This window comes from Butyrivibrio sp. (genome assembly GCF_017940685.1).
Classification (GTDB): Bacteria; Bacillota; Clostridia; order Lachnospirales; family Lachnospiraceae; genus Butyrivibrio.
The window spans coordinates 1-19,223 of the sequence record NZ_JAGAYD010000007.1 but is presented as its reverse complement, the minus strand read 5'-3'; the positions used below and the strand labels follow the sequence as shown (position 1 = coordinate 19,223).

Genomic DNA, 19,223 nt, shown 5'->3' with positions numbered 1-19,223 from the left:
GCATCCTTACTGTCCTAACAGGCTCAACCTTGATGATTACCAGGGGCTTGTTCTTAAGTTTATCGAGACGGTAAGCAATGGTCCTTTTATGGCGGACTATACAAACTACACCTTCGAGTACAAGGGCGCACGGCATAAGATCCATGTAGAGGTCCTGCTTTATTCCGAGGATGAGATAAGACTTGGCATCAGAAACAGGAGTGTACTTGGATCATGAAAAACTTAAAGCCGCTTATCGTTGGCGTGGGCGCAGGGCTTATCGCCTATTGTCTTATATTTTCTCTCTTTCATCCTTTTGCGGTATCGGGCCCTTCGATGGAACCGACGTTTTACGATGAAAACCTTGTTATCACAAAAGAATATGACGGGGTTGCCCCGAGAAGAGGCGATGTTGTCATAGCTGTAATGGGTGGGAAAAGGGTGATAAAAAGAGTTGTTGCCCTGCCTGGAGATGCCGTAGGCGTTAGGGACGGCCTTTTATATGTAAACGGAGAGATTTCTGAATATAACTTTGAGCTAATAAATGAGCCGGGTCTTCTATCGGAAGAGACCACCCTTCATGATGATGAATATGTCCTTCTTGGGGATAACAGAAATAACTCCATAGACAGCAGGGACAACGGCCCGGTAAGCCAAAAAGACATTCTGTATAAAGTAAAACGAAAGATATTTTGAGGAGGATATTAAATGAATACAAAGAAATTCAAAACAGGCACAGATATAATCGAGAGGGATAACGGAAAGCTTAAAGGCGTATGGAGTGCTGGACTTGACCTTGGTTACTCTGGGGTAAAACTCTTTGCTCCCAACAAGGTTGCAAGATTTCCCTCTTATGCAGTAAGGATTGATGAAGAGATCCAGTATCTTTCAGGCGCCCCTGCCGCTTCCATCATGTACAGAAACAATGATAACGGAGAGATGTGGCTTGTTGGAGAGCTTGCGCAGACCCAGATGGCAGGTACGATAAGTGATGAATCTGAAAGAGCTATGTACGGGCGTGACAGATATGATGACCCGATGTTTAATGTTGTGGCAGCTTCCAGTCTGGGCGTAACAATGTATAACAATTCTCTCGGACATCCCAGTACAGACAGGATCATTATTCAGACTGGTCTTCCAGAGAGCTACTTACAGGAAGACGCCCCAGTGCTCAGAGATGCGCTTGCAAAAGAATATAACTTCTCCCTTAAGATTGGGGATGCGCCCTGGAAGGACTTTAGGTTTAAGGTAAATAGTGATGACATCTATGTTATGAGCCAGCCCAAGGGTTCGCTGTTTTCTGTATGCATCAAAAACGATGGAACATTCCATGAAGATGTGAACAAGTATCTTTCATCAAATGCGATCATCTTTGACCCTGGCTTTGGCACGTTTGATATATTCATCATCAACAACGGGGCCGTTGTTAAAGGAGAAACTGCACAAAATCTGGGAATGAGGCGTGTATTCCATGACACCTCCCTTATTATCAAGGATAAATACGGAATAAGCATTCCCGTCCCTGCCATGCAGAAGTATCTTGATACTGGCACTGTCCGCTCTATCGACAGAAAAACCCTTGAGTCCAAGGAATACCCTTTTGGAAATTATCTTTACGATGCTTCGGACAAGATCTGTGATGAAGCCATCGCAAGAATGTTTAAGGCCATTGGCGGTATCGAGAAGATCATCGACTACAACTATCTTATCGTAACCGGCGGCACGGGCGACGCATGGTTTAAGACTATCTCTGAAAAGCTCAAGAACGTCTCTACCTTAAAGATCATTCCTGCCAACCAGAATGACACTACCCTGCCCCTTCTGTATTCAAATGCAAGAGGCTATTACTATTACAGACTTAACAAGCTTATCAAGGAATCCGCAAAGTGAGGTAATCATCCATGGAAGTTGAGATGAGATATTACAAAAACTATGACATAGATCTTATTGCCCTTGCTGCCGCAGGCTATCCCGTATCTGTCATGATGCGGGACGCCGTAGTTGCCTATGCAAACGGTAAACCTTTGCATTATCTGATAGATAAGCCCATAGAGGCAGATTTTAATATCTTGAAGACAATGCGCACAAGACTGCACTTCCCTAACAGCGATGCAAGGACTATATATCTGCTAAAACACCTTAAATTCAGAAGCAGAAATATGTTCTGCAAGGCCGTCCTCAGAAACGCCCTTATACAGCAAAATCTTACCATATTTTTTGCCGATGGTTCTGAACAGTTACTTACTCCCATGCAAAGCATCAATCTTTCAGAGAAGGACTTAAAAGGCTTTTCTGGAGTAATACCTATTAGCAGGATAGATAAGGATAAAAGTGAGGAGCAGATTACCCTTACATCTGATATTGGGATGCCTCCGCTTCCTGTTATGCCAACAATACCTTCCTTTTCATCCGAGTCTGGCCCTGTAAGGAGGGACCTGCCACCCATTGTCGCACCTGCTGACGTATCGCATCTTACGCAGGCTCAGACGCAATTTATAAGAGAGCAGGCAGCGGTTTTGTCCCAGACGCAGATAAATGATATCCCTGTGCAGGATGCCAGTGCTAACGCTTCAGGTGTGGCTGTACAGAAATCCGAGAACAAAGAAGAAAAACCCATGTTTAATACAGAGGCGGATTCAAAGGTGTTTGATGCTTTGGATAGGCTGATGGATGGCGATTTTTGATAAGAAGGAGACCAGATAATGAGTAAAGAAGTGACCATGGCTGATGAGTTTGATAAGACAGAAGTTTATGATAAGCAGATCAAGCCTTTGATAAAAAAGATCACGGATATCTGTCTTGTAAATGATATGCCGATTTTTTTTTCCTGCGCAGTCAAAAATGAAGGCGGTGCCACGGAATACGAGAAGGGCGTTACAGTCTATAAGAGAGACGGCGTTCTCCCTGGATCTAACAACATAAACCTTTATGATGACTGGTTCAGACTCTATCTCCTTATCGGGCACATGGGACTTACCGTTACCCCCACAACCAAGTTCGCACAGTTCAACGAAGAAAGTCTTGGCTCTGAGATCATGGACTATATCACCAACACAAGTCTTGAAGACGAGGCCGAGGAGCTTGACGAGAACATACAGGAGGTAACCGATGTTGAAGAGGTTCTGCCTGATGCTCCAGAAGAAAAAGGAGATGTCCCTGAAAAGCCTTCCATCGAAAATGTCCTTTCAAAAATCTTTGCCGAGGCAGCACAGGCCATAAGCCGGGAGCTTAAGGGCGTGGTGCTTGCCAGGGATGATTTTGATGACTTAAAAGCTTCTGTTGACGAGCAGAATAAAAAGATTCAAAAGAGCATTTCAGACATCAGTGACAGCCTTGAAACAATCAAAAAGAGTTCAGACGGGTCAGATGAGGCCAGCAAAGAGCTTGAAAAGATCCAGGATGAGCTTAAGACTTACAAGGAGAAAAATGATAAAAAGATGACAGAAATGACAACACAGTTAAATGATATTAAGAAAGACAGCAAACAGTCTGCAAAGAGTATCGAAGAGATTAAGATGGCAGCAAACAAACCTTCCGGACTTAACAGGAAAGATGTTGAAAAGATCGTTGACGACAAGCTTTCAGTTTTTGAAACAAACACTCCTGTAGCGAAAGATATTCCGGAGAGCTCTGAAGATCTGGGAGATCTGCTGTAAGAGCGTCAACTACCACGCACCTAAAGGTACGTGGCTTGCGACTCCCCTGTAGTTCGTTGCAATAACTCCTACATTTTATCGGTGTAACTTCCGTGGTGATGCATCATAGGGTGGTTGACAACACCCCTTACGACAAAGATTTACTCTGCCGTAACTGTATCAGGTACCTGACTATCTTCAAGATAGTTGATTCCCATGCGGTACAGGTTCATAGCTCCAATGCGGTCATCATTAGACTTATAGCCACAGTTCTTGCAGGTGAACAGATGCATCTTCTTGTTACGGTTGGATTTTTCAATATGTCCACAGACAGGACAGCATTGGCTCGTATAACGAGGGTCAACCTTAATAACGGAAGACTGATTCTGTTTAGCCTTGTAGATAAGTTTCTGCTCAAGGTCATAGAAAGACCATGATACGGAAACATAGCGGTCTTTGGTTCGGACACGCTCTGTAGCATTGCGAACGCCCGACAAATCTTCAAGGACAAAGAGCGTATGCTTCGGGTTAGATTCAACGAGTGCCTTTGATACACAATGGTTTACATCTTGCATCCAACGGTTTTCTCGCTGACCGATAGCTAACAGTCTACGTCTTGCAGATGGAGTCTGACGCATTTGGAGTTCTTTGCGTAGTTTTGAATAATGAGCACGTTTCTGTTTGATAGCTTTTCCGCTTACAAAGTCAGACTTATGCTTACTATCATAAGTGGCAACGACAAAGTTAATACCTCTGTCTATGCCGACTACATTACAGATATCGGAGATATTACTTTCCTCGATATCATAAGTAACGGGGATATGCAAAAAGTATTTACCATGCTTGCTTACAAGTTTAGCAGTTCCAAATTTGTAGATATCATGGTCAAAATACTTAGACATACCTTCAGCAAAATATGGAAGTTTAACACGACCATTCAGTGTATTTACTGAAAAACAGTTTTGCGTAAGAGAATAATCCCTGTTCCATACAAGGTCGTACTGAGGCTTTTTGAAAGACGGTTTACTCCATTCCTTCTGATTTTCAAGAATGGTCTTATATCTTGCAATAACAGTCTTAAATACAGACTGAGCCATCTGTGATTTAAGCCCGAACTTCTCTCGGAGCGTGGAATACAAAACCTTGTTAAGTGAAAACTGCTTTAAGTCGTGAGTACGAAACACATAGTCAGATACATAATTGCAGGCATCAGAATAAACAGACATGGTTTCATCAAGTAAAACCTTACTGTCTGCATTAACAGATATCTGAACTTTAGCTGTAACTGTCATCTGTTCCATAATGCGCCTCATTGTTATTTCACTAAATATATGATATAACAATCTTTAGTGAAAGTCAATCATTTATAAGGTTCCTCCCACCGTCCAAGGGCAGTGGGTTTCCGCCTATAACAACCGAAAGGATTTTATTTATGAAAAAGCACCTGCAAAACGCAGGTGCTTTCTTTTAGTCATGCGTGGATTCCGAGTCCATTGAGGATAGCTATTTCTTCAGCACTTCTACTTCCCTTTCTCATGGCTTTAATCTCGCCTCTTGACCAGAAATACAGGCTTCTTTCCTCCCAATACTGCTGCTTGGGTTTCCTGTCGTGAAGCTCCAGGAATTTTCTGTATTCCTCGCAGTTTTTAAGGAAAGCTGTCGAGTGGTGTGTGGGTATAGCAAACTCTTTGGCAGGATCATCTGTGATAAGGTCTTTTTCTCTGAGAAGTCTTATCTGCCATGGATAAAGCTTTCCCTCTTCGTATTTAGAGTTTTGTTTTATGATCCAGGCGTTATCCGCTTTCTCATAGTTTTCAATCCATTTTTGGTTTGCTACTCCAAAGCGCTCAAGAGCGATCATTTCTATATGCTCCTCCCAGATAGCCAGATATTCCTTCCTAAGTGTACCAAGGTTGTACTTCTTCTGCTCTATCATAGTCCAGGTATAGAGTGATGTTCCCTTTTCCGGACGCTTCTTCGCAAATGCCCTTACTTTCCTTGTATATGTATCGTTGAGATTTCCCTTGTTGGGGATATCAACTCCTGCATTTACAAGGGCAGTGATGTGGCTCTTTGACATATGCCCTATCTTGATAAGTCTTGTCTGATTGTACATCCAGTAGTAAAGGCGCTCTTCTTTTGCGTCTCCACCAGAAGATCTCGGGTTTCTTCCCCCGTTGTTCTTCTTGTATTCAACGTACTGATCAAGCATTGCATACCAACTATAATTGTCCTCTTTTGCCATTCCGTATTTTGCTCTTTTTGCCATTTTGTTGTCCTCCTATTCGACATCCCATTAAAAAAGGAGGATCTGGCAACATGACCATTCCTCCATTACGCTTAAGTAGTTACAATTAAAATATGAATTATTGGCGGCCCCATGATAATAATTGACCATCGTTTGAGCCAAAAAAAAGAGGCCCGAAAGCCCCTTTTCCCCAGTATTAAAAGCCATTTCCGTTAGTATATACGCTCGTAGGCTCTGTAGACCATACAACGCCCCTCCCTGTGCTCTTGCACGAAACGCTACCCTGTAAATCTGTTCTGTACAGAAGTATATTCTGGCTCTTTGCGAGCTCCATCGTTTCAATATGCGGGTGTCCGTAGTCATTTTCATAAGCACACGATACAACTAAAAATTCTGGATCGGCAGCCTTAAAAAGCGCCATGCTGTTACATCCGTCATTGGCTGAGCCGTGATGGGCTGCTTTCAGCACATCTACTGCCATATCCGTGCCTGTCGATAAGATGTCATCTACCTCGTCCCCCGTTGCATCTCCCATAAACAGGAAGCTATCTTCTCCATTATCAAGTCTTGTGACGAGAGAATTGCCGTTTGTGTCAGTCATATCCCTGTACTCTACTGGGCCAAGGAAGGTCAGAGTTGCACTTCCACCACCGAGGGAGATGAACTCGCCTGCGTCTGGGTACGTGATACCTGCGGAATACTGTTCTTTTAAATACCCCGTGAGATACTCGAAGGTTTTTGCCTCTGGATTTTGCGCTCTTGACATGTAGACAACCGGAACATTGTAATCCCTTAATACATCAACCGCTGACTGTATATGGTCCGTATCCGGATGCGTAAGAACAAGCACATCCAGTGTGTCGATTCCATATTCAGCAAGTGTTGCCTGTACGTTGTCATAAGCCTCATATAGCCCTGTGTCGATGAGAATGCTGTAATCAGTGCTCTCATCATAGATAAGCGTAGAATCGCCCTGTCCCACGTCTATATATTCAACATAGACCGTATCGCAGGGATTATCCTCCGTGGTGACATATTCAGTGCCACCCATCTCTTCTTCCGGATCTGCCTCCGGAAGGGAGAGAAAACTTGTTGCCTGTTTTTCTTCTTTCTGGCTATCTTTCTGTTTTTGTTTTTCGATGCCAAGGGTCTGCAATACTACAAAAAGTATTGCCACCATAACAATTAAACCAACGAACTTTAAAGCTCTATTTTTCTTCCTTCTCACTTTTATCCTCCTTTTCCGATTTGTTTACCATTAAGAATATGGATAAACGGAGGCAAAACAAAAAATACACATAATATCCATAGCAAAAAGAGCTGCATAGCAGCCCTTTAATAGTAACATCTTACTTGTTGTTGCTAAAGATGTTTTTTATGCCCTTGAACGAGTCGGTGTACAGTTTCTTTAGATCCGATACCCTGTAGGTAGGGGTCTTACCTTCAAGATCTGCTATCTTTCTGTTGCGCCATCCTATAACAATGACCATAAGGATCGCAAATAAAGTTGTCTTAAGTCCCATTTTAACCTCTTTCGGCTATTTGCATTCTTTGGTTGAAACGCCTCTGACACGCTGTTTTTGCTTGTGCATTAACTGGTTGAAAACCATCTTCCAAATATGCAATTCCAGTTTCATCCACCACGGTTATTGTCACGCTCAGAAGTGAGTAGTTTTCCCATCAGTGTCCACTGGCGTATCTTCCCCGCAGCCTGCGGGTAGTGTGCTATTTGTCTGTTTCGTATTAAACTCTTTTATTCCAACGCTCCCGTACTTGTGGGATTGTTGCAACAGGCGTCTTTGCTCCGCACTTTTTGCAGACTACAAACCACTTAGGGAAACTCTCTTCCGCTTTTTCAAAGCGTAAATCCTGTTCATACTTTGCATCTCCGCCGCAGAACGGGCATTGTTTTAATGTTTTATCATCGTTCATATGTAATTACTCCTACGCTGCTTTAGATTTAGCAAGCATTTTAAGCCCTTCGTTCCTAATGTTTATAGCTGCATTATAGTCTCTGTCATGCTGTGTGTGGCATTTAGGGCATTCCCACTTACGTATGGATAAATCCTTTATTTCAGTGTTCTGATACCCGCAGCAGCTACATATCTGACTTGAAGCAAAGAACCTGTCTACCTTAACGAATGGCTTCCCCTGTACGGACAGCTTATATTCAAGCTGCCTGCGGAACTCACCAAAGCCATTATCAAGAGTAGCTTTTCCATTACCGAAACCCTTATTAGATAATGAACGCATGTTAATATCCTCTACTGCTATGCCGGAATATTGTGATGCCATCTGTTTTGACAACTTGTGAAGATAGTCCTCTCGCTGATTGGCTATTTTCTTTTGGATCTTAGTGAGCTTGCGGTGTTGTTTTATCCATCCGGAAGATTTCTTCTGCCCTTTCAAGTTTCCGTATTTCTTAGACAACTTCTTTTGTGCCTTAATCATCTTCGCTTGACTCTCACGAAGATAATGTGGCATCTTAGGGCAGCTACCGTCTGAATTTACGAACAATCCATCAGATTTATAATCAAGGCCAATGAACATGTCTGCATTGATTAGTGGTTCATTTACCTCAATTTCGTGTTTATAAGTCACAGAAATATAGTATTTGCCATCAGTTTCCTTGCTGACAGTTGCATAACAGAGTTTTGCGTTTTCAGGCAATGGTTTTAAACCATGAACTTTAACAGTTCCTATGATTGGTAATTTAATAGCGCCATCCAGTACCTTGATGTTTGCGGTATTGGTGGTTGTATATGTCAATCTCTGTTTCCTGCTATGATACCGTGGAAATGCCGCTTCATGCTTAAAGAACTTTCTGTACGCTGTGTCAACCTGTCGGCAAGCGTATTTAAGAGCCTGTGAGTCAGCTTCTTTTAGCCACGGTTTGTACTGTTTCATCACTGGCAAAAGATTCTGCATCTCGTAATAGGAAAGGTGTTCTCCTCGGCGCTTATAAACCTTTTGGTTACGTTCAAGCATATGGTTGTAAACGTAGTTACAGGCATAGAGAGTCTTATCCATGAGCTGATATTTGGTTTTTGATGTGTAAATACGTCCTTTGGTGGCACGTAATATCGTTGTTTTCATGTGATTTATCAACCATTTATTGCACAAAAATTTTAGATTGTATTCAATCTATCAACCACTCGTTGCAAATACCCCCTCTTTCTATGTCATAAGCTGTGTTCACGCTATGTGCCTTGAGCTTGTCATGCGAAGCTCTGCGTTGTTCTCTGTTCTTATGGTTATCGCTCTGGATATGCCCGCATAAGTCTGTTTTAATGCTTCCATTTTTTTCTCAACAGCCTCTTTCTTGTCTACCATATCCTCATAATCGTTTTTTGTCTCAGTGCGCTTTGCGTCCCTTGTAGCCACCTTAAACCACGATGCAAGCTCCGTGATATAAGAATACTCAGAAATAAGGGAAAGAAGCTCCTTTGAGGCAGCATCCATATCTTCGATGGTGACAATCTTTTGCGGTATATGTACAGGAAACGTCTGATTGAGCCAGTTAAGGAACTCATACGGAGTCATCTTCTTTAAATAATTAAAATCCATGCCTATACCTCCTTATAGTATAAACATGGATTATTTATCTCTTAAATAAGATTTCTGTACAGCGCAGGAATCTCAATTTTCTTGTATTCTTTTTCTTTTATATCCGCCCTTTCGTAAAAATCGTCCAGAAAAACCCCGGGATTTGTCTTTATATAAACCACATCTCCCCGTCTGAAGAAACACTCTGCATAAGGTATCAGCTTGTTCATATCCTTCATGGGAATTTCATAGATAAAACTCCTGTACAGATAATGTTCTCTGTCATCATACTTCTTATCAAAAGTTATTTCTGTCAGTTTTTTTTTATTTTGTTCAGATAAATACGGCTTTAATTTCAGATAGAGCTTACACAGATCCAGAATCTTCTTATCGTTCATAAAAATAAATTCATCAAAATATATCTGGACTTCTCCGAGCAGATAATCTGCCGTCTGCTCTCCGGTAATATAATCCCTCTCATAAGGGATAATTGCGATCATATTCCCTTTTGCCGTTTTAAATGTCTTAAGAAAGACCGCATTAAACTCAAGCACTCCTGCGGCGGTGAGCGCCTTAAAAAGCATTCCCGTAAGCTCATTCTTATCATGTTCGCTGATCGTTGAGTAAGCGAGCCTGTTTAATAAATCAAACAAGCCCTCTCCCTTTTCAACAAGCAGGATCAGCCCCCTGTCGCTTACCCTGTATTTCATTGTGTATTCCTCATTTCTTTTTGATTATAGTTCGCTTCCCGCCCTGGCGATGATTGCTTTCACGTCATCCACCTTTATGATGTCCCCAGAAGCTTCCTGCTCAAGAAGAAAATATATCTCGTCTTTAATGTTCTTTGCATAAGAGCCTGACATATTTGCAAGCTGTTTTACAAGTGCCGCCTGCTCTGGTGTAAGGGCGGTACTCTGCAATTTTTCAATTATTTCACTAATCTGTTTCATGTCTCTTCCCCTATATTAAAGCACAAAATATTAAGATTTTATATATTTTTTGTGTGTTTTTAAATTTCAATTTTAAGCTACTGCAAGGTTATTATCTTACAGGTTCGTCATCATCGTCGTATCTGTCCGCATACCCATTACCGTTCTGATCTCTGTCAAGAACATCTACGGCCTTTTGCTCCGAACCGATCGTATGGCTTCCATCCAGGTCAATATCATAACGGTTTTCAAATGCCTCGATCTCGGCGGGGCTCATTCTCTGCTTATCATGTATTATCCCGTTTACAAGGTACATATCCTTTGTAAAATCTTTTACTTCTTTAAACCCAACAGGCTCCACATAATAGCTTCTGTCCCTGCCATTATCATTTCTGGTGATAATATCCCCCACTGATACAGCTCTTGCCTCGTAATCAGAAGGAGTCTGTGCATCGTTTTGGAATTTTGAATAGATATCATCAAGGCTTGCCATCTTCTCTCCAACATACACGGGAGTATAATCCCCTCTCTGAGGCTCAATACCGCGTTCCTTAAGATAGGACAGATCAACAAAGGAATGCATGTCGTCCCTCTGCCAGATGATAAAGTAATCCCTGTCAACTTCTCCTTTTTCAAGTTCCTTTTCAGGCATATGTTTGCCGGGTATATTATCCTCTATGTGCTTATCGTGCATAATTTCTTTATCCATATCCCCACCTAATACCTTTCCTGTCTGGTCATGCTCTACCGGGCCAAGCTTATAAATGTGGCTACCACTTCCCACGAGTTTATCTCCAAGTTCATTAAGCTTTCTTTGCGCATAGTTTCTTCTCCCTTCCCAGGTTTCATAGTCCTTCTTGTCGTATTCTGCACAGGGCATTGCAGTTGCCAAAAAATCTCCACAGTTACAGCGCTGTGCGATAGTGCATCCCATGTAGTAGTCAGGGTGGGTTTCTAGCATCCATATTTCCGCATCTTCTAAAGACTTAACCCATTCCGGTGCTTCAAAATCCTTCTCTTCCAATATTTTAGGAATGGATTTGTCTCCTCCGAGCTCTTCAAAGAATATTCCGTGAATATGATAAGGAGCATTTCTGTGAAGTGCATCGAATTTTTCTTCAAGTTCTTTTGCAGCATTTAGTCTGTACGGAGTCATATCCTCTTCCGCCTGTACAATCTCTGTACAGGAATTTCTAAGAGAGATATAATCACCAAATTCCGGTATTCTTCCAAGTGTTAACTGGTTTTCGTCACTCTCTATTACCTCAAGCACCTTATAGCTTGTAAATTCATCGTCATCCAGCCCCTTATTTTTTGCAACAAGCGCTGTAAGATAAGGAGTAATCTCTCCCTCTTCTCCATATATCTTTTTGTCCATAATAAGGGAAAAATCCCTTGCTTTGATTACACTGTACATATATAAACCCTCCTTCTTACTTAAAACATGGGAGAGCGTCGGGCTGATAACCGGTAATTATCATATGGATAATCTAAAATTGTTATAAACAACAAAAAGGGTCCCGAAGGACCCTCTTTAAACTATGCAATTTGTATCATATCCCTGTCGCAGTAGACAGTTATATTTCTTTCACCATCCAGTTCATCGAGCTGACAAAGGAGTCTGCCATTATAAGGCTTTGACATCAAAACTGTTCCTGTCGTACCTCTTTTTGCAACATGTTCTCCAAGACGGATGTTACCCGTTATGTAGAACATATCACCCTCTTTGGCATCTCTTTCGTCATCGACATAATCTCCGCATGGCGTATTTACGTCCACCTCTCTAAAGGGGAGTTTGGCGGCTTTTTTGCCTGCATAATAATGTTCCGCAATGTCAATAGCCTTCTCCCCGCCAAGAGGCTTCTGAATGGTCTCAAGGGTTAGAAGAAACTCATTAAGGACTTTCCTTCCTATCCACGGGAACTCATCCAGAGGGATATATGCCCCTTTATACTGGATCTCTCTGTACTGGGAGTCGAAAAAACCGTGTATGCATACGACTTTCTTTCCCTCTATGTCGTATATGCTATAGTACAAGCTGTCCTTCATATGTGCCTCCTTAGTTGAACTCTTCTGTTACATAATACACATCTCCAGACTTAAATATACCGAAGCCTGTCTTTGTTGATGCGCCGTACAGAATATTAGCTCTGTGTGATGGAGAAGCCATCCACGCCGCAAATACTTCTTCCAATGTGTTGTAACTGTTTGCCTTTGAAAGGTTTTCACCGTATGCAGCACTCGATACGGTATAAAAGTCTGTGCCATCTGGTCTTGTGTGGCTAAATAAAACGGCACACTCTGTTGCCCTTATACTTGCTGCTCTTGTGAGCTCTTTATCAAGGCTTAAAGCACCAAGGCCATTCTCGGCCCTTGCACTATTTATAAGTGCAAGCAGTGTCTCCTCCTCTGTTGCGGCTGAAGCGCTAACGCTCAGCATATTGAACATAAAGATTATTGCAAGAATTGAAAAGAATTTACGCATACGTGCCCCACCTCCAAGGGGCTAAAAGTTGCCCCTTAGAAAGGGTAGTTGCTTGTTCTGGTCAGATACCTCTGTCAGAAATCATCATCGTTAAGATCGTCTTCGTCGAAATCGTCCTCATCCTCTTCGCAGACTTCGCAGTCACAAAGACGGGGACAGTCGTACTTGCAGTTCCAACAAGGATTTTTAACCTCATCGTCTTCGTTTACATAAGTTACTTCCTGCATTTCTTCTCCCTCCTAAATAAGATGCATTTTCTTGTGTGGAGTGCTTTTGCCCCTACACAGGTATGTCTTATCTGTTTGGTTAACCTTTGGGCTTATTCGCATCTGTTGGCAGTTGCCTTAGATGCGATCACCTCCTCTCCATTTGCACTTGAAAGAGCATTTGCCTTTTCAACTGCATCAGCAAGGCGGTTACATGCCTCGATCAAAGCAGGAAGCTGTCCCTCGAAGAAACGCTTTCCCATGATTGTCTGATAAAATTCAATTCCCATAGTTTGTCCCTCCATTTCTAATTGTTAGTTACATACAAAATATGGGATAAAGAAAGGGCCGTAAAAACGACCCTTATCTTTAAGCAATATTTACTTTCTGGAGCTGTTTAAGTACCTTTTCTCCGGCGGGCCTTATGACCTCTGCCGAGCCATCGCACTTAACTGCAAGAATTGGCGCATTATCGCACATGACTACGAACTTGTAGCCAGGATACCACTTGCCGATCTCGTACTTTCTTCCTCTTACAAGGGATTTGCCCTGTGCGATGTATCTGCCATATATTCTCTCTATCTCTGTCATATCCTTGTCCTCCATTCCATTAGCTACTGTTATATAAAAAATAGGAGAAACACAGGGTTTTATGAAAATTTGAGATCTGCTATCCCATATTTTAATTAGAATGGTTAAGGAGGACTAAAAATGTCTGAATGGCAGAAAATTACAGACAACATAGTAAGGAGCTACTTTAGCTCAAATGAGAGATTTAATTTTTACAAGCTCATATCTGAGGCAGAGCCAAAGGTAAGAGCTCTTATAGAGGGTGATGATCCCGATAAGAAGCATGTTTATCTCATCCCACTTGATAATGGTGGGCTTATTGAAGTGGACTTTCATACAAAATATACTCTCGTTAACGAGTATGACAAGGACATGAAAAAGAGCGAAGTACAGACAAGAGTGCCTGCTGAACGAGGTGAGACAGCTCTTTTGAGAAATTTTGCGGCAAAACTAAAAAAAGAAAAGACGGGTATGGGCTATCCTTATCCAGAAGCTCTCCAGAATATGCTCAAAGCCCTTAGAGAAGGCGAGCTGTTTGTATTTGACAACGGGACATCATTTCTCTGTACAAAGAAAGAAGGAAATATTGTTACTTTAAAGAGAGTCTGTGGCAACATCCTTGGTGACTCCAGTGTGTCGTCCATTCTCTCGGATGGCAAGGAATTTGACGTTGACCCATCAAAATATACAGAAATACAATCTCTGTACAGATCAATTTCAGATCATTATACCGATTCTGTCCGTGGCAGGATATCGAATATTACAGTTTCCAAGGAGTATGTAAAAGCCCTGATCGGCGGAGCTGAAAAGAACTGCGACAGAAGGATCGACGTGGGCCCTGTTATGATGAGGCTTAAAAAGAGTTTCGTCTCTCCTGCCAAGATTTATGATGCCGAGGGAAAAATAATGCCGGATGACAAGTTGCAGCTCCTCTATGCTTGGATGTCAAATGCGCCCGTAATCACGGTCTTTGAGCACACTGATAAGGGAGAACATGAATTTGACGACACCCGGTTTAGTGAAAGTATCGAACAGTTTTTTAAAGACGGTAAATTTGACAACGTGTACAGAAGTATCTGCGAATATGTCATCAGACTCAAAGGTGAACTCAAGGTTGAGATCAAATCCTATATAAGAAATGAAGATGATTTCTATGCGGACGGGTTCCAGTTTGCTTATAAAGATGGCGCTGTCTTCATGCGACGGGCTACATACGCAGACAATGACTTAACTCACAGGATTGTTGCCCTTAAAAAGAGCCCCCAAAGGCTGTTTTCAGATTTTTGCGCAGAGAAGTTCAACTCGGATTTCTTTCTCATGAAGAATAATAAGAGAGCCGTGCTCAGAAAGAGCCTTCCCGAGAGCGAATATATCGTTGAATAACGGTGGAATAATATCTGTTTTAACACTATATATTACATTTTTGCCCATAAGAAAAGAGAGTGGAATTTCCACCCTCTTTTTTTACAATGCTATCATGCAGCCATGTCAACGGTAACAAGCTTTCCGTCAAGAAGCTCGTAAACGTTATCAGAGAGCCGCTCTTCGGGGATAACTGTCGTTTCGTTAACTTCTCTTACCATAGCCTTGAGCATGTTAACGTCGGCAGTTCTGTCAACGAGGATTACTTCGTGCCTTGATGAAGGCAGGATGTAATACCCGTCGGGGAAGAGTTCCATAGCCTTTTCGTTAAACTCGGGCTCAAGGATGACAGATGCCCCATCAACCATTTCCTCGTTGCTCGCAACCTGCAAAAAGCCGTAAAATGACTTTATACAAACCTTTTCGTGGTTTGCTTCGGCTGCTTCAAAAAGCTCATCCTCTGTAATATCCCAGACTCTCAAGTGCTCGGGCTTTACAGCAATCTTTCCTGCTCCCTGCGGCGTACCCACTATGACATAAACCACTTCATTAAGATCTGCCACCATTTTGTGACACAGGCTGTCTGAGTAGCTGTTCACGGGAAGAAGCGTAATCTTAAGTTTGTCCTTAAGACCCGCAAAGTTTGAAAATGAGTCTGTGACGGCCTCAATGCTCTTTGCCTGTTCTGCGCTTTCTTCAAGAACCTTGCGGTATCTTTCTGCTGCAAACTCAGGAAGAGTTCCGTCTTCGTAGTCTCCGTCCACATAGATAGTAGGAGCGACATTGCTTCCCTCCATGCGACACAGAATACCACAAAGAGTTGTGCCACTCTTTTCTACCTCTTTGATCTTAAAGATATAACCCTCTGTGATCTCCTTAAGTGCCTCAACTACCTCTGCTGCATAATTTTTAATCTCGTTCATCATTGTTTGTCCTCCATTTCAATGTTAATTGGTTACACTGAAAATATGGGATAAACAAAGGGAGATGACATTTACCTGTCATCTCCGCCCGGTATATTATCTGCTTTTTCATTTCGCTTCGGAGGCGCCTTATTAGGATCTCCTTTTCTATCGTCGATGCCTGCCCTCTTTAAGATGCCCTCTATGAAATCGTCTCTTTTATAAGACGTGTTCCCAAGATTTAAGTAAAAGTCCCTATTCTGGGCCGCAACCTTTGGAAGGATATCTGTTCTGACCTTCTCAATTCCACCCATTTCATAGGCTTTTACGGCAGGAATGGTAAAGTCACTCATAAGGTATTCCCCAAACTGCGCTTTTAATATCCTGTTATCGGCACCAAGAGCCCCTTTAAGCACCTCTATATCTTTGAAATCCTTCGCCCTTGTAAAATCGCCATCACCAAGCTCTACTGCTGAAAGGCTTGTATCTATGGCGATGAGTTTCATTTTCAGAAGGTCCTGCGTATCAAGGATGTTTATTTTCATGGTCTCAAGCTCGAACGCTTCCTGAAAGTGAAGCTTACCTGTAGTAAACTCAAGATCTTCTAGGGTTGCGCCCGCCATCAAGACATCGTTGTTTATCCAGTGACGGCCCAGATTGTACTTAAAGCCTATCTCGTCTGCTATCTCTGATACCCTTTTTGGAAGGTCTGGCCCGATATAGTCAACATCGGTAATACCGTCCTTACTTCTCAGGTCATGAGTCATCATGGCAAAACCGCCAACAACGTTAAGCTCGATGCCGCTTATGCCTTCTTCTTTTAATCTTTCGTTAAGTTCGATAAGAGCTCCAAAAAGCGGAGCGTCTTTATAATCATTTATATCAAGTAACTGTTTTTCTTCCATTACGCTGCCTTTAAAATTCTCTTGCCACTTTTCTTTTTCTTCCGAGTATACGTTACACATTTCCTGGATGTCTCCAAGAAGTCCATGCTGCTTTCCAATGTCCGCAACATCAAATGCATTAGAACACTCGGCAAGCCACGGAAGGCTCTTGCAAAGACCATCCATAAGCTTCGTCACATCTTTAGTGTTCATAACGTTATTAGACACATAAGATGAACCTTGCCTGTGTGGACAGCCGTGCGCTTCCATATAGCGTCTGATGTCTCTGTACGCTTCCGGAAATGTCTTGTAGTAATTGTAAAGCGGTGAGTCCTTGTCAGTCTTTAAATCAAATACAAATTGTTTCCTTGTTGCCGCCATATTTTTCCTTAATCATTGAGCCAGTTTACTTCGCCTTCATCGTCGCTGAATGTGATCCAAGTTTTAAGATTAGAGAGAACGCACCCCGCAGTTTCAAGTCTTGCGTTAAGCACCATCATCCTTCCAATCTCATCATATTCACTGCCAAGTACATAATGACTAGGTGAAGTCTCTTCAAAGTGTGTCTCAAGGCAGATTTTTCTTAGCTCTAGGTCAAATTTTGAAGGGTCATATCTGCCCTCTCTTTTTAGTTTTTCATGATCACTTTCAATTATCATTCTGAACATATCCGATCTCTCCTTATATACTAAATATGGCTGATTGCATCTTGAATAAAAAATAGCGGGCCATAAGCCCGTTATCTTATATTTCCTTCTGGAAACGGTTTCTTACAGAGTCAAGGTACTCTTTAGGGATCTCGTCCTTATGCTTTTTAAGGAACAGATAAAGGCTTCTTCTGTCAATCTTCTCCAGTTTCTCAAACCATACCTTAAAGCTATCCAGGGAGGATGCCTTTAGCAGGTTTGGGCTGATATTGATAAAATCAGCGATATTGGAAAACCAGTTGTTTAGTGAATCATTTGTCTTATTCTGTGGTCTATAACTCATCCTATAATCCTTCCTTTGTCGTCAAACATTCTCTGTGTATCTGGCAGATATTTGTTCCAGATCGAGGCGTTGCTAAAAATGGCTCTTACAGACTCTTTATACTCCTCGCCCGCCATCTCGATACAGCGTCCCTCAAACGCGTCACGCGCCTCTTCGCCGAGGTTTCTCTTGATGCCATCATTTAGGATTGATACATCCGAGATCATCTGCTCCCTTACAAGGGCGGCGTAAATGCTGTTATCGGATGCCTCGTCAATTTCCTTTGTGCATTCACTATACACCAGGGCGTCTTTGATTGCATCATCTATGCAGTAAGAAAGATATTTTTCCTTTTCCTGCTGTGTGGCGTCTGCATATCTCTCATAGAGCTGTCTGCCGTCTTTTAGTTTGAGTCTGCCAAAAAGCTCCATATCTGGGCGGGGCCAGTTTGTAATAAGATCCTCTTCGAGGAGATTGCCATTTGCATCGTAAAAGAAGCCATTTTCATTATAGACTGGCTTTTTTGAGTCAGTATTATTATTTATCACCTCGCAAATGTTAATAAATGCAAGAATGCTACTCTTTGTGGGAGTGTCAATCTTTGTGTCCCTGTACATTCCCATGTAGGAAGCGTCGTCGCCTTCCATTACCTTCTTGGCAATAGATGCCTTTAAGCATCTCTCTGCAATGTCATCCTTGTTAAATCCACTGCCGTATCTTTCCATAAGGTACTCAAGGCGATGTTCCATCTCAGCCGCGCCGATAATGTTTGTTGCAGTGAGGATATTGATTTTCTTCTTCATAACTATGTTGTTGTTAATATAGCCAATCTTCATCTTGAAATACTCCGAGATGGCCGCATCGAGGGCATCCGCCCTCCTCATATATATATCATCGGCAAAACTCTCTGCCTGCGCTCTTTTTCTCTCGATAAACAGCTCTTTTCTCTTTGCCTGGTAGAGTACACAGCCCTTTAGGATCTGCTCTGCAAAATTATCCGCTGCTTCCTCGTAAGTGATCAGACCTTTTTCGAGTCTCTCATCCAAATACATCTCTTTGTTAGTCTTTTTAGTGTTTTTGCCAAATAAAAATTTAAGTCCCATAGCCCTACCTGTTGTCTTATGTCTGTTTGTCCAGAATAAATTCCTTTCTCCACATATAGCGTGGTCTGCATATACTCTTCTCTATATATAGTATAGGATATTTTGGGTGCATGTAAATTTTCTGTACAGCAAAAATTTGCTTAAATTTATCTTATACAGAAGATAAAAGGCGCCCCGTTTTTAGGAGCGCCCACAGCATCATCTTTCATTATTTGACGGGACAGATACTTTTTCTCCAGGTCTTGGAGAAACGGTCTCTTTTTCGTTTGCCTTTATCGCCCGAAGTCTCTTTGCAAAGATGTCTTCTTCTGGTCTTTCTTTATAGTTGGGCTCAAGGTACTCTTTTACGAAGTTCTCCTTCACTGATGTCATGTCTCCACCCTTATGAGTATATACAGGGTCCAT

Annotated in this window: 27 protein-coding genes; 6 read left to right on the top strand and 21 right to left on the bottom strand. The window is 42.1% G+C overall.

Annotated features, from left to right (window positions below):
* The 5 genes from J6I68_RS00585 to J6I68_RS00565 form a co-directional block, all read left to right on the top strand.
* Positions 1–217 (top strand): hypothetical protein (locus tag J6I68_RS00585; protein ID WP_292216336.1); only part of this gene is annotated, 217 nt, incomplete at its 5' end.
* Positions 214–675: a signal peptidase I gene (gene lepB / locus J6I68_RS00580; protein ID WP_292216335.1), complete on the top strand. Its 462-nt coding sequence runs from the start codon at positions 214–216 to the stop codon at positions 673–675. The genes J6I68_RS00585 and lepB, both read left to right, overlap by 4 nt.
* 12 nt (positions 676–687) lie before the next feature.
* Positions 688–1,869 carry a ParM/StbA family protein gene (locus J6I68_RS00575; RefSeq protein WP_292216334.1) on the top strand — a complete coding sequence of 394 codons (1,182 nt, stop codon included), beginning with the start codon at positions 688–690 and terminating at the stop codon, positions 1,867–1,869.
* Between the two features lie 11 nt (positions 1,870–1,880).
* Positions 1,881–2,663: a hypothetical protein gene (locus J6I68_RS00570; protein WP_292216333.1), complete on the top strand. Its 783-nt coding sequence runs from the start codon at positions 1,881–1,883 to the stop codon at positions 2,661–2,663.
* 18 nt (positions 2,664–2,681) lie between these two features.
* A complete protein-coding gene (locus J6I68_RS00565; protein WP_292216332.1) occupies positions 2,682–3,635 on the top strand; it encodes a hypothetical protein in 954 nt (317 codons plus the stop codon).
* Between the two features lie 140 nt (positions 3,636–3,775).
* Here the strand turns inward: J6I68_RS00565 and J6I68_RS00560 are convergent, their stop codons facing one another.
* From J6I68_RS00560 to J6I68_RS00490, 15 genes are all read right to left on the bottom strand, one after another.
* Positions 3,776–4,915 carry a transposase gene (locus J6I68_RS00560; RefSeq protein WP_292216331.1) on the bottom strand — a complete coding sequence of 380 codons (1,140 nt, stop codon included), beginning with the start codon at positions 4,913–4,915 and terminating at the stop codon, positions 3,776–3,778.
* A 170-nt stretch (positions 4,916–5,085) separates the two neighbouring features.
* The gene (locus J6I68_RS00555; protein WP_292216329.1) at positions 5,086–5,883 is read right to left on the bottom strand and encodes a hypothetical protein; all 798 of its coding nucleotides are present in this window, start codon (positions 5,881–5,883) and stop codon (positions 5,086–5,088) included.
* Positions 5,884–6,058: 175 nt separating this feature from the next.
* Positions 6,059–7,090 (bottom strand): ComEC/Rec2 family competence protein, encoded by a 1,032-nt coding sequence (locus J6I68_RS00550; RefSeq protein ID WP_292216328.1) that lies wholly within the window; start codon positions 7,088–7,090, stop codon positions 6,059–6,061.
* 121 nt (positions 7,091–7,211) lie between these two features.
* Positions 7,212–7,385 carry a hypothetical protein gene (locus tag J6I68_RS00545; RefSeq protein WP_292216327.1) on the bottom strand — a complete coding sequence of 58 codons (174 nt, stop codon included), beginning with the start codon at positions 7,383–7,385 and terminating at the stop codon, positions 7,212–7,214.
* Positions 7,386–7,605: 220 nt separating this feature from the next.
* Positions 7,606–7,794 carry a Lar family restriction alleviation protein gene (locus tag J6I68_RS00540; protein ID WP_292216326.1) on the bottom strand — a complete coding sequence of 63 codons (189 nt, stop codon included), beginning with the start codon at positions 7,792–7,794 and terminating at the stop codon, positions 7,606–7,608.
* A 12-nt stretch (positions 7,795–7,806) separates the two neighbouring features.
* A complete protein-coding gene (locus J6I68_RS00535; protein WP_292216324.1) occupies positions 7,807–8,958 on the bottom strand; it encodes an RNA-guided endonuclease InsQ/TnpB family protein in 1,152 nt (383 codons plus the stop codon).
* Between the two features lie 99 nt (positions 8,959–9,057).
* Positions 9,058–9,429 (bottom strand): hypothetical protein, encoded by a 372-nt coding sequence (locus J6I68_RS00530; RefSeq protein WP_292216322.1) that lies wholly within the window; start codon positions 9,427–9,429, stop codon positions 9,058–9,060.
* Positions 9,430–9,470: 41 nt separating this feature from the next.
* Complete coding sequence (locus J6I68_RS00525; protein ID WP_292216321.1) at positions 9,471–10,118, bottom strand: hypothetical protein; 648 nt, start codon at positions 10,116–10,118, stop codon at positions 9,471–9,473.
* Positions 10,119–10,142: 24 nt separating this feature from the next.
* Entirely contained in the window at positions 10,143–10,358 is a 216-nt protein-coding gene (locus J6I68_RS00520; protein ID WP_292216319.1) for a hypothetical protein, read from the bottom strand.
* Positions 10,359–10,449: 91 nt separating this feature from the next.
* Positions 10,450–11,754, bottom strand: coding sequence for a YodL domain-containing protein (locus J6I68_RS00515; RefSeq protein ID WP_292216317.1), 1,305 nt, complete (start codon positions 11,752–11,754; stop codon positions 10,450–10,452).
* A 122-nt stretch (positions 11,755–11,876) separates the two neighbouring features.
* Positions 11,877–12,386: a hypothetical protein gene (locus tag J6I68_RS00510; RefSeq protein WP_292216316.1), complete on the bottom strand. Its 510-nt coding sequence runs from the start codon at positions 12,384–12,386 to the stop codon at positions 11,877–11,879.
* 10 nt (positions 12,387–12,396) lie between these two features.
* Positions 12,397–12,822 carry a CAP domain-containing protein gene (locus J6I68_RS00505; protein ID WP_292216315.1) on the bottom strand — a complete coding sequence of 142 codons (426 nt, stop codon included), beginning with the start codon at positions 12,820–12,822 and terminating at the stop codon, positions 12,397–12,399.
* A gap of 74 nt (positions 12,823–12,896) precedes the next feature.
* The gene (locus J6I68_RS00500) at positions 12,897–13,049 is read right to left on the bottom strand and encodes a hypothetical protein (RefSeq protein ID WP_292216313.1); all 153 of its coding nucleotides are present in this window, start codon (positions 13,047–13,049) and stop codon (positions 12,897–12,899) included.
* A gap of 92 nt (positions 13,050–13,141) precedes the next feature.
* Positions 13,142–13,318: a hypothetical protein gene (locus J6I68_RS00495; protein WP_292216312.1), complete on the bottom strand. Its 177-nt coding sequence runs from the start codon at positions 13,316–13,318 to the stop codon at positions 13,142–13,144.
* A 79-nt stretch (positions 13,319–13,397) separates the two neighbouring features.
* The gene (locus J6I68_RS00490) at positions 13,398–13,619 is read right to left on the bottom strand and encodes a hypothetical protein (protein ID WP_292216311.1); all 222 of its coding nucleotides are present in this window, start codon (positions 13,617–13,619) and stop codon (positions 13,398–13,400) included.
* Positions 13,620–13,739: 120 nt separating this feature from the next.
* On the opposite strand from J6I68_RS00490, the gene J6I68_RS00485 reads away from it, so the two are divergent.
* Positions 13,740–14,981, top strand: a complete 1,242-nt coding sequence (locus tag J6I68_RS00485; protein ID WP_292216310.1) for a hypothetical protein — start codon at positions 13,740–13,742, stop codon at positions 14,979–14,981.
* 92 nt (positions 14,982–15,073) lie between these two features.
* On the opposite strand, the gene J6I68_RS00480 is transcribed toward J6I68_RS00485, so the two are convergent.
* The 6 genes from J6I68_RS00480 to J6I68_RS00455 form a co-directional block, all read right to left on the bottom strand.
* Entirely contained in the window at positions 15,074–15,886 is an 813-nt protein-coding gene (locus tag J6I68_RS00480) for a DUF5688 family protein (protein ID WP_292216309.1), read from the bottom strand.
* A gap of 68 nt (positions 15,887–15,954) precedes the next feature.
* Complete coding sequence (locus J6I68_RS00475) at positions 15,955–17,127, bottom strand: hypothetical protein (RefSeq protein WP_292216308.1); 1,173 nt, start codon at positions 17,125–17,127, stop codon at positions 15,955–15,957.
* An 8-nt stretch (positions 17,128–17,135) separates the two neighbouring features.
* A complete protein-coding gene (locus tag J6I68_RS00470) occupies positions 17,136–17,414 on the bottom strand; it encodes a hypothetical protein (RefSeq protein ID WP_292216307.1) in 279 nt (92 codons plus the stop codon).
* 76 nt (positions 17,415–17,490) lie between these two features.
* A complete protein-coding gene (locus J6I68_RS00465; RefSeq protein WP_292216306.1) occupies positions 17,491–17,736 on the bottom strand; it encodes a hypothetical protein in 246 nt (81 codons plus the stop codon).
* Positions 17,733–18,818, bottom strand: a complete 1,086-nt coding sequence (locus tag J6I68_RS00460; protein WP_292216305.1) for a hypothetical protein — start codon at positions 18,816–18,818, stop codon at positions 17,733–17,735. Before J6I68_RS00460 ends, J6I68_RS00465 begins: the two co-directional genes overlap by 4 nt.
* A gap of 198 nt (positions 18,819–19,016) precedes the next feature.
* The coding region (locus tag J6I68_RS00455; RefSeq protein ID WP_292216304.1) for a hypothetical protein at positions 19,017–19,223 on the bottom strand (207 nt) is incomplete at its 5' end.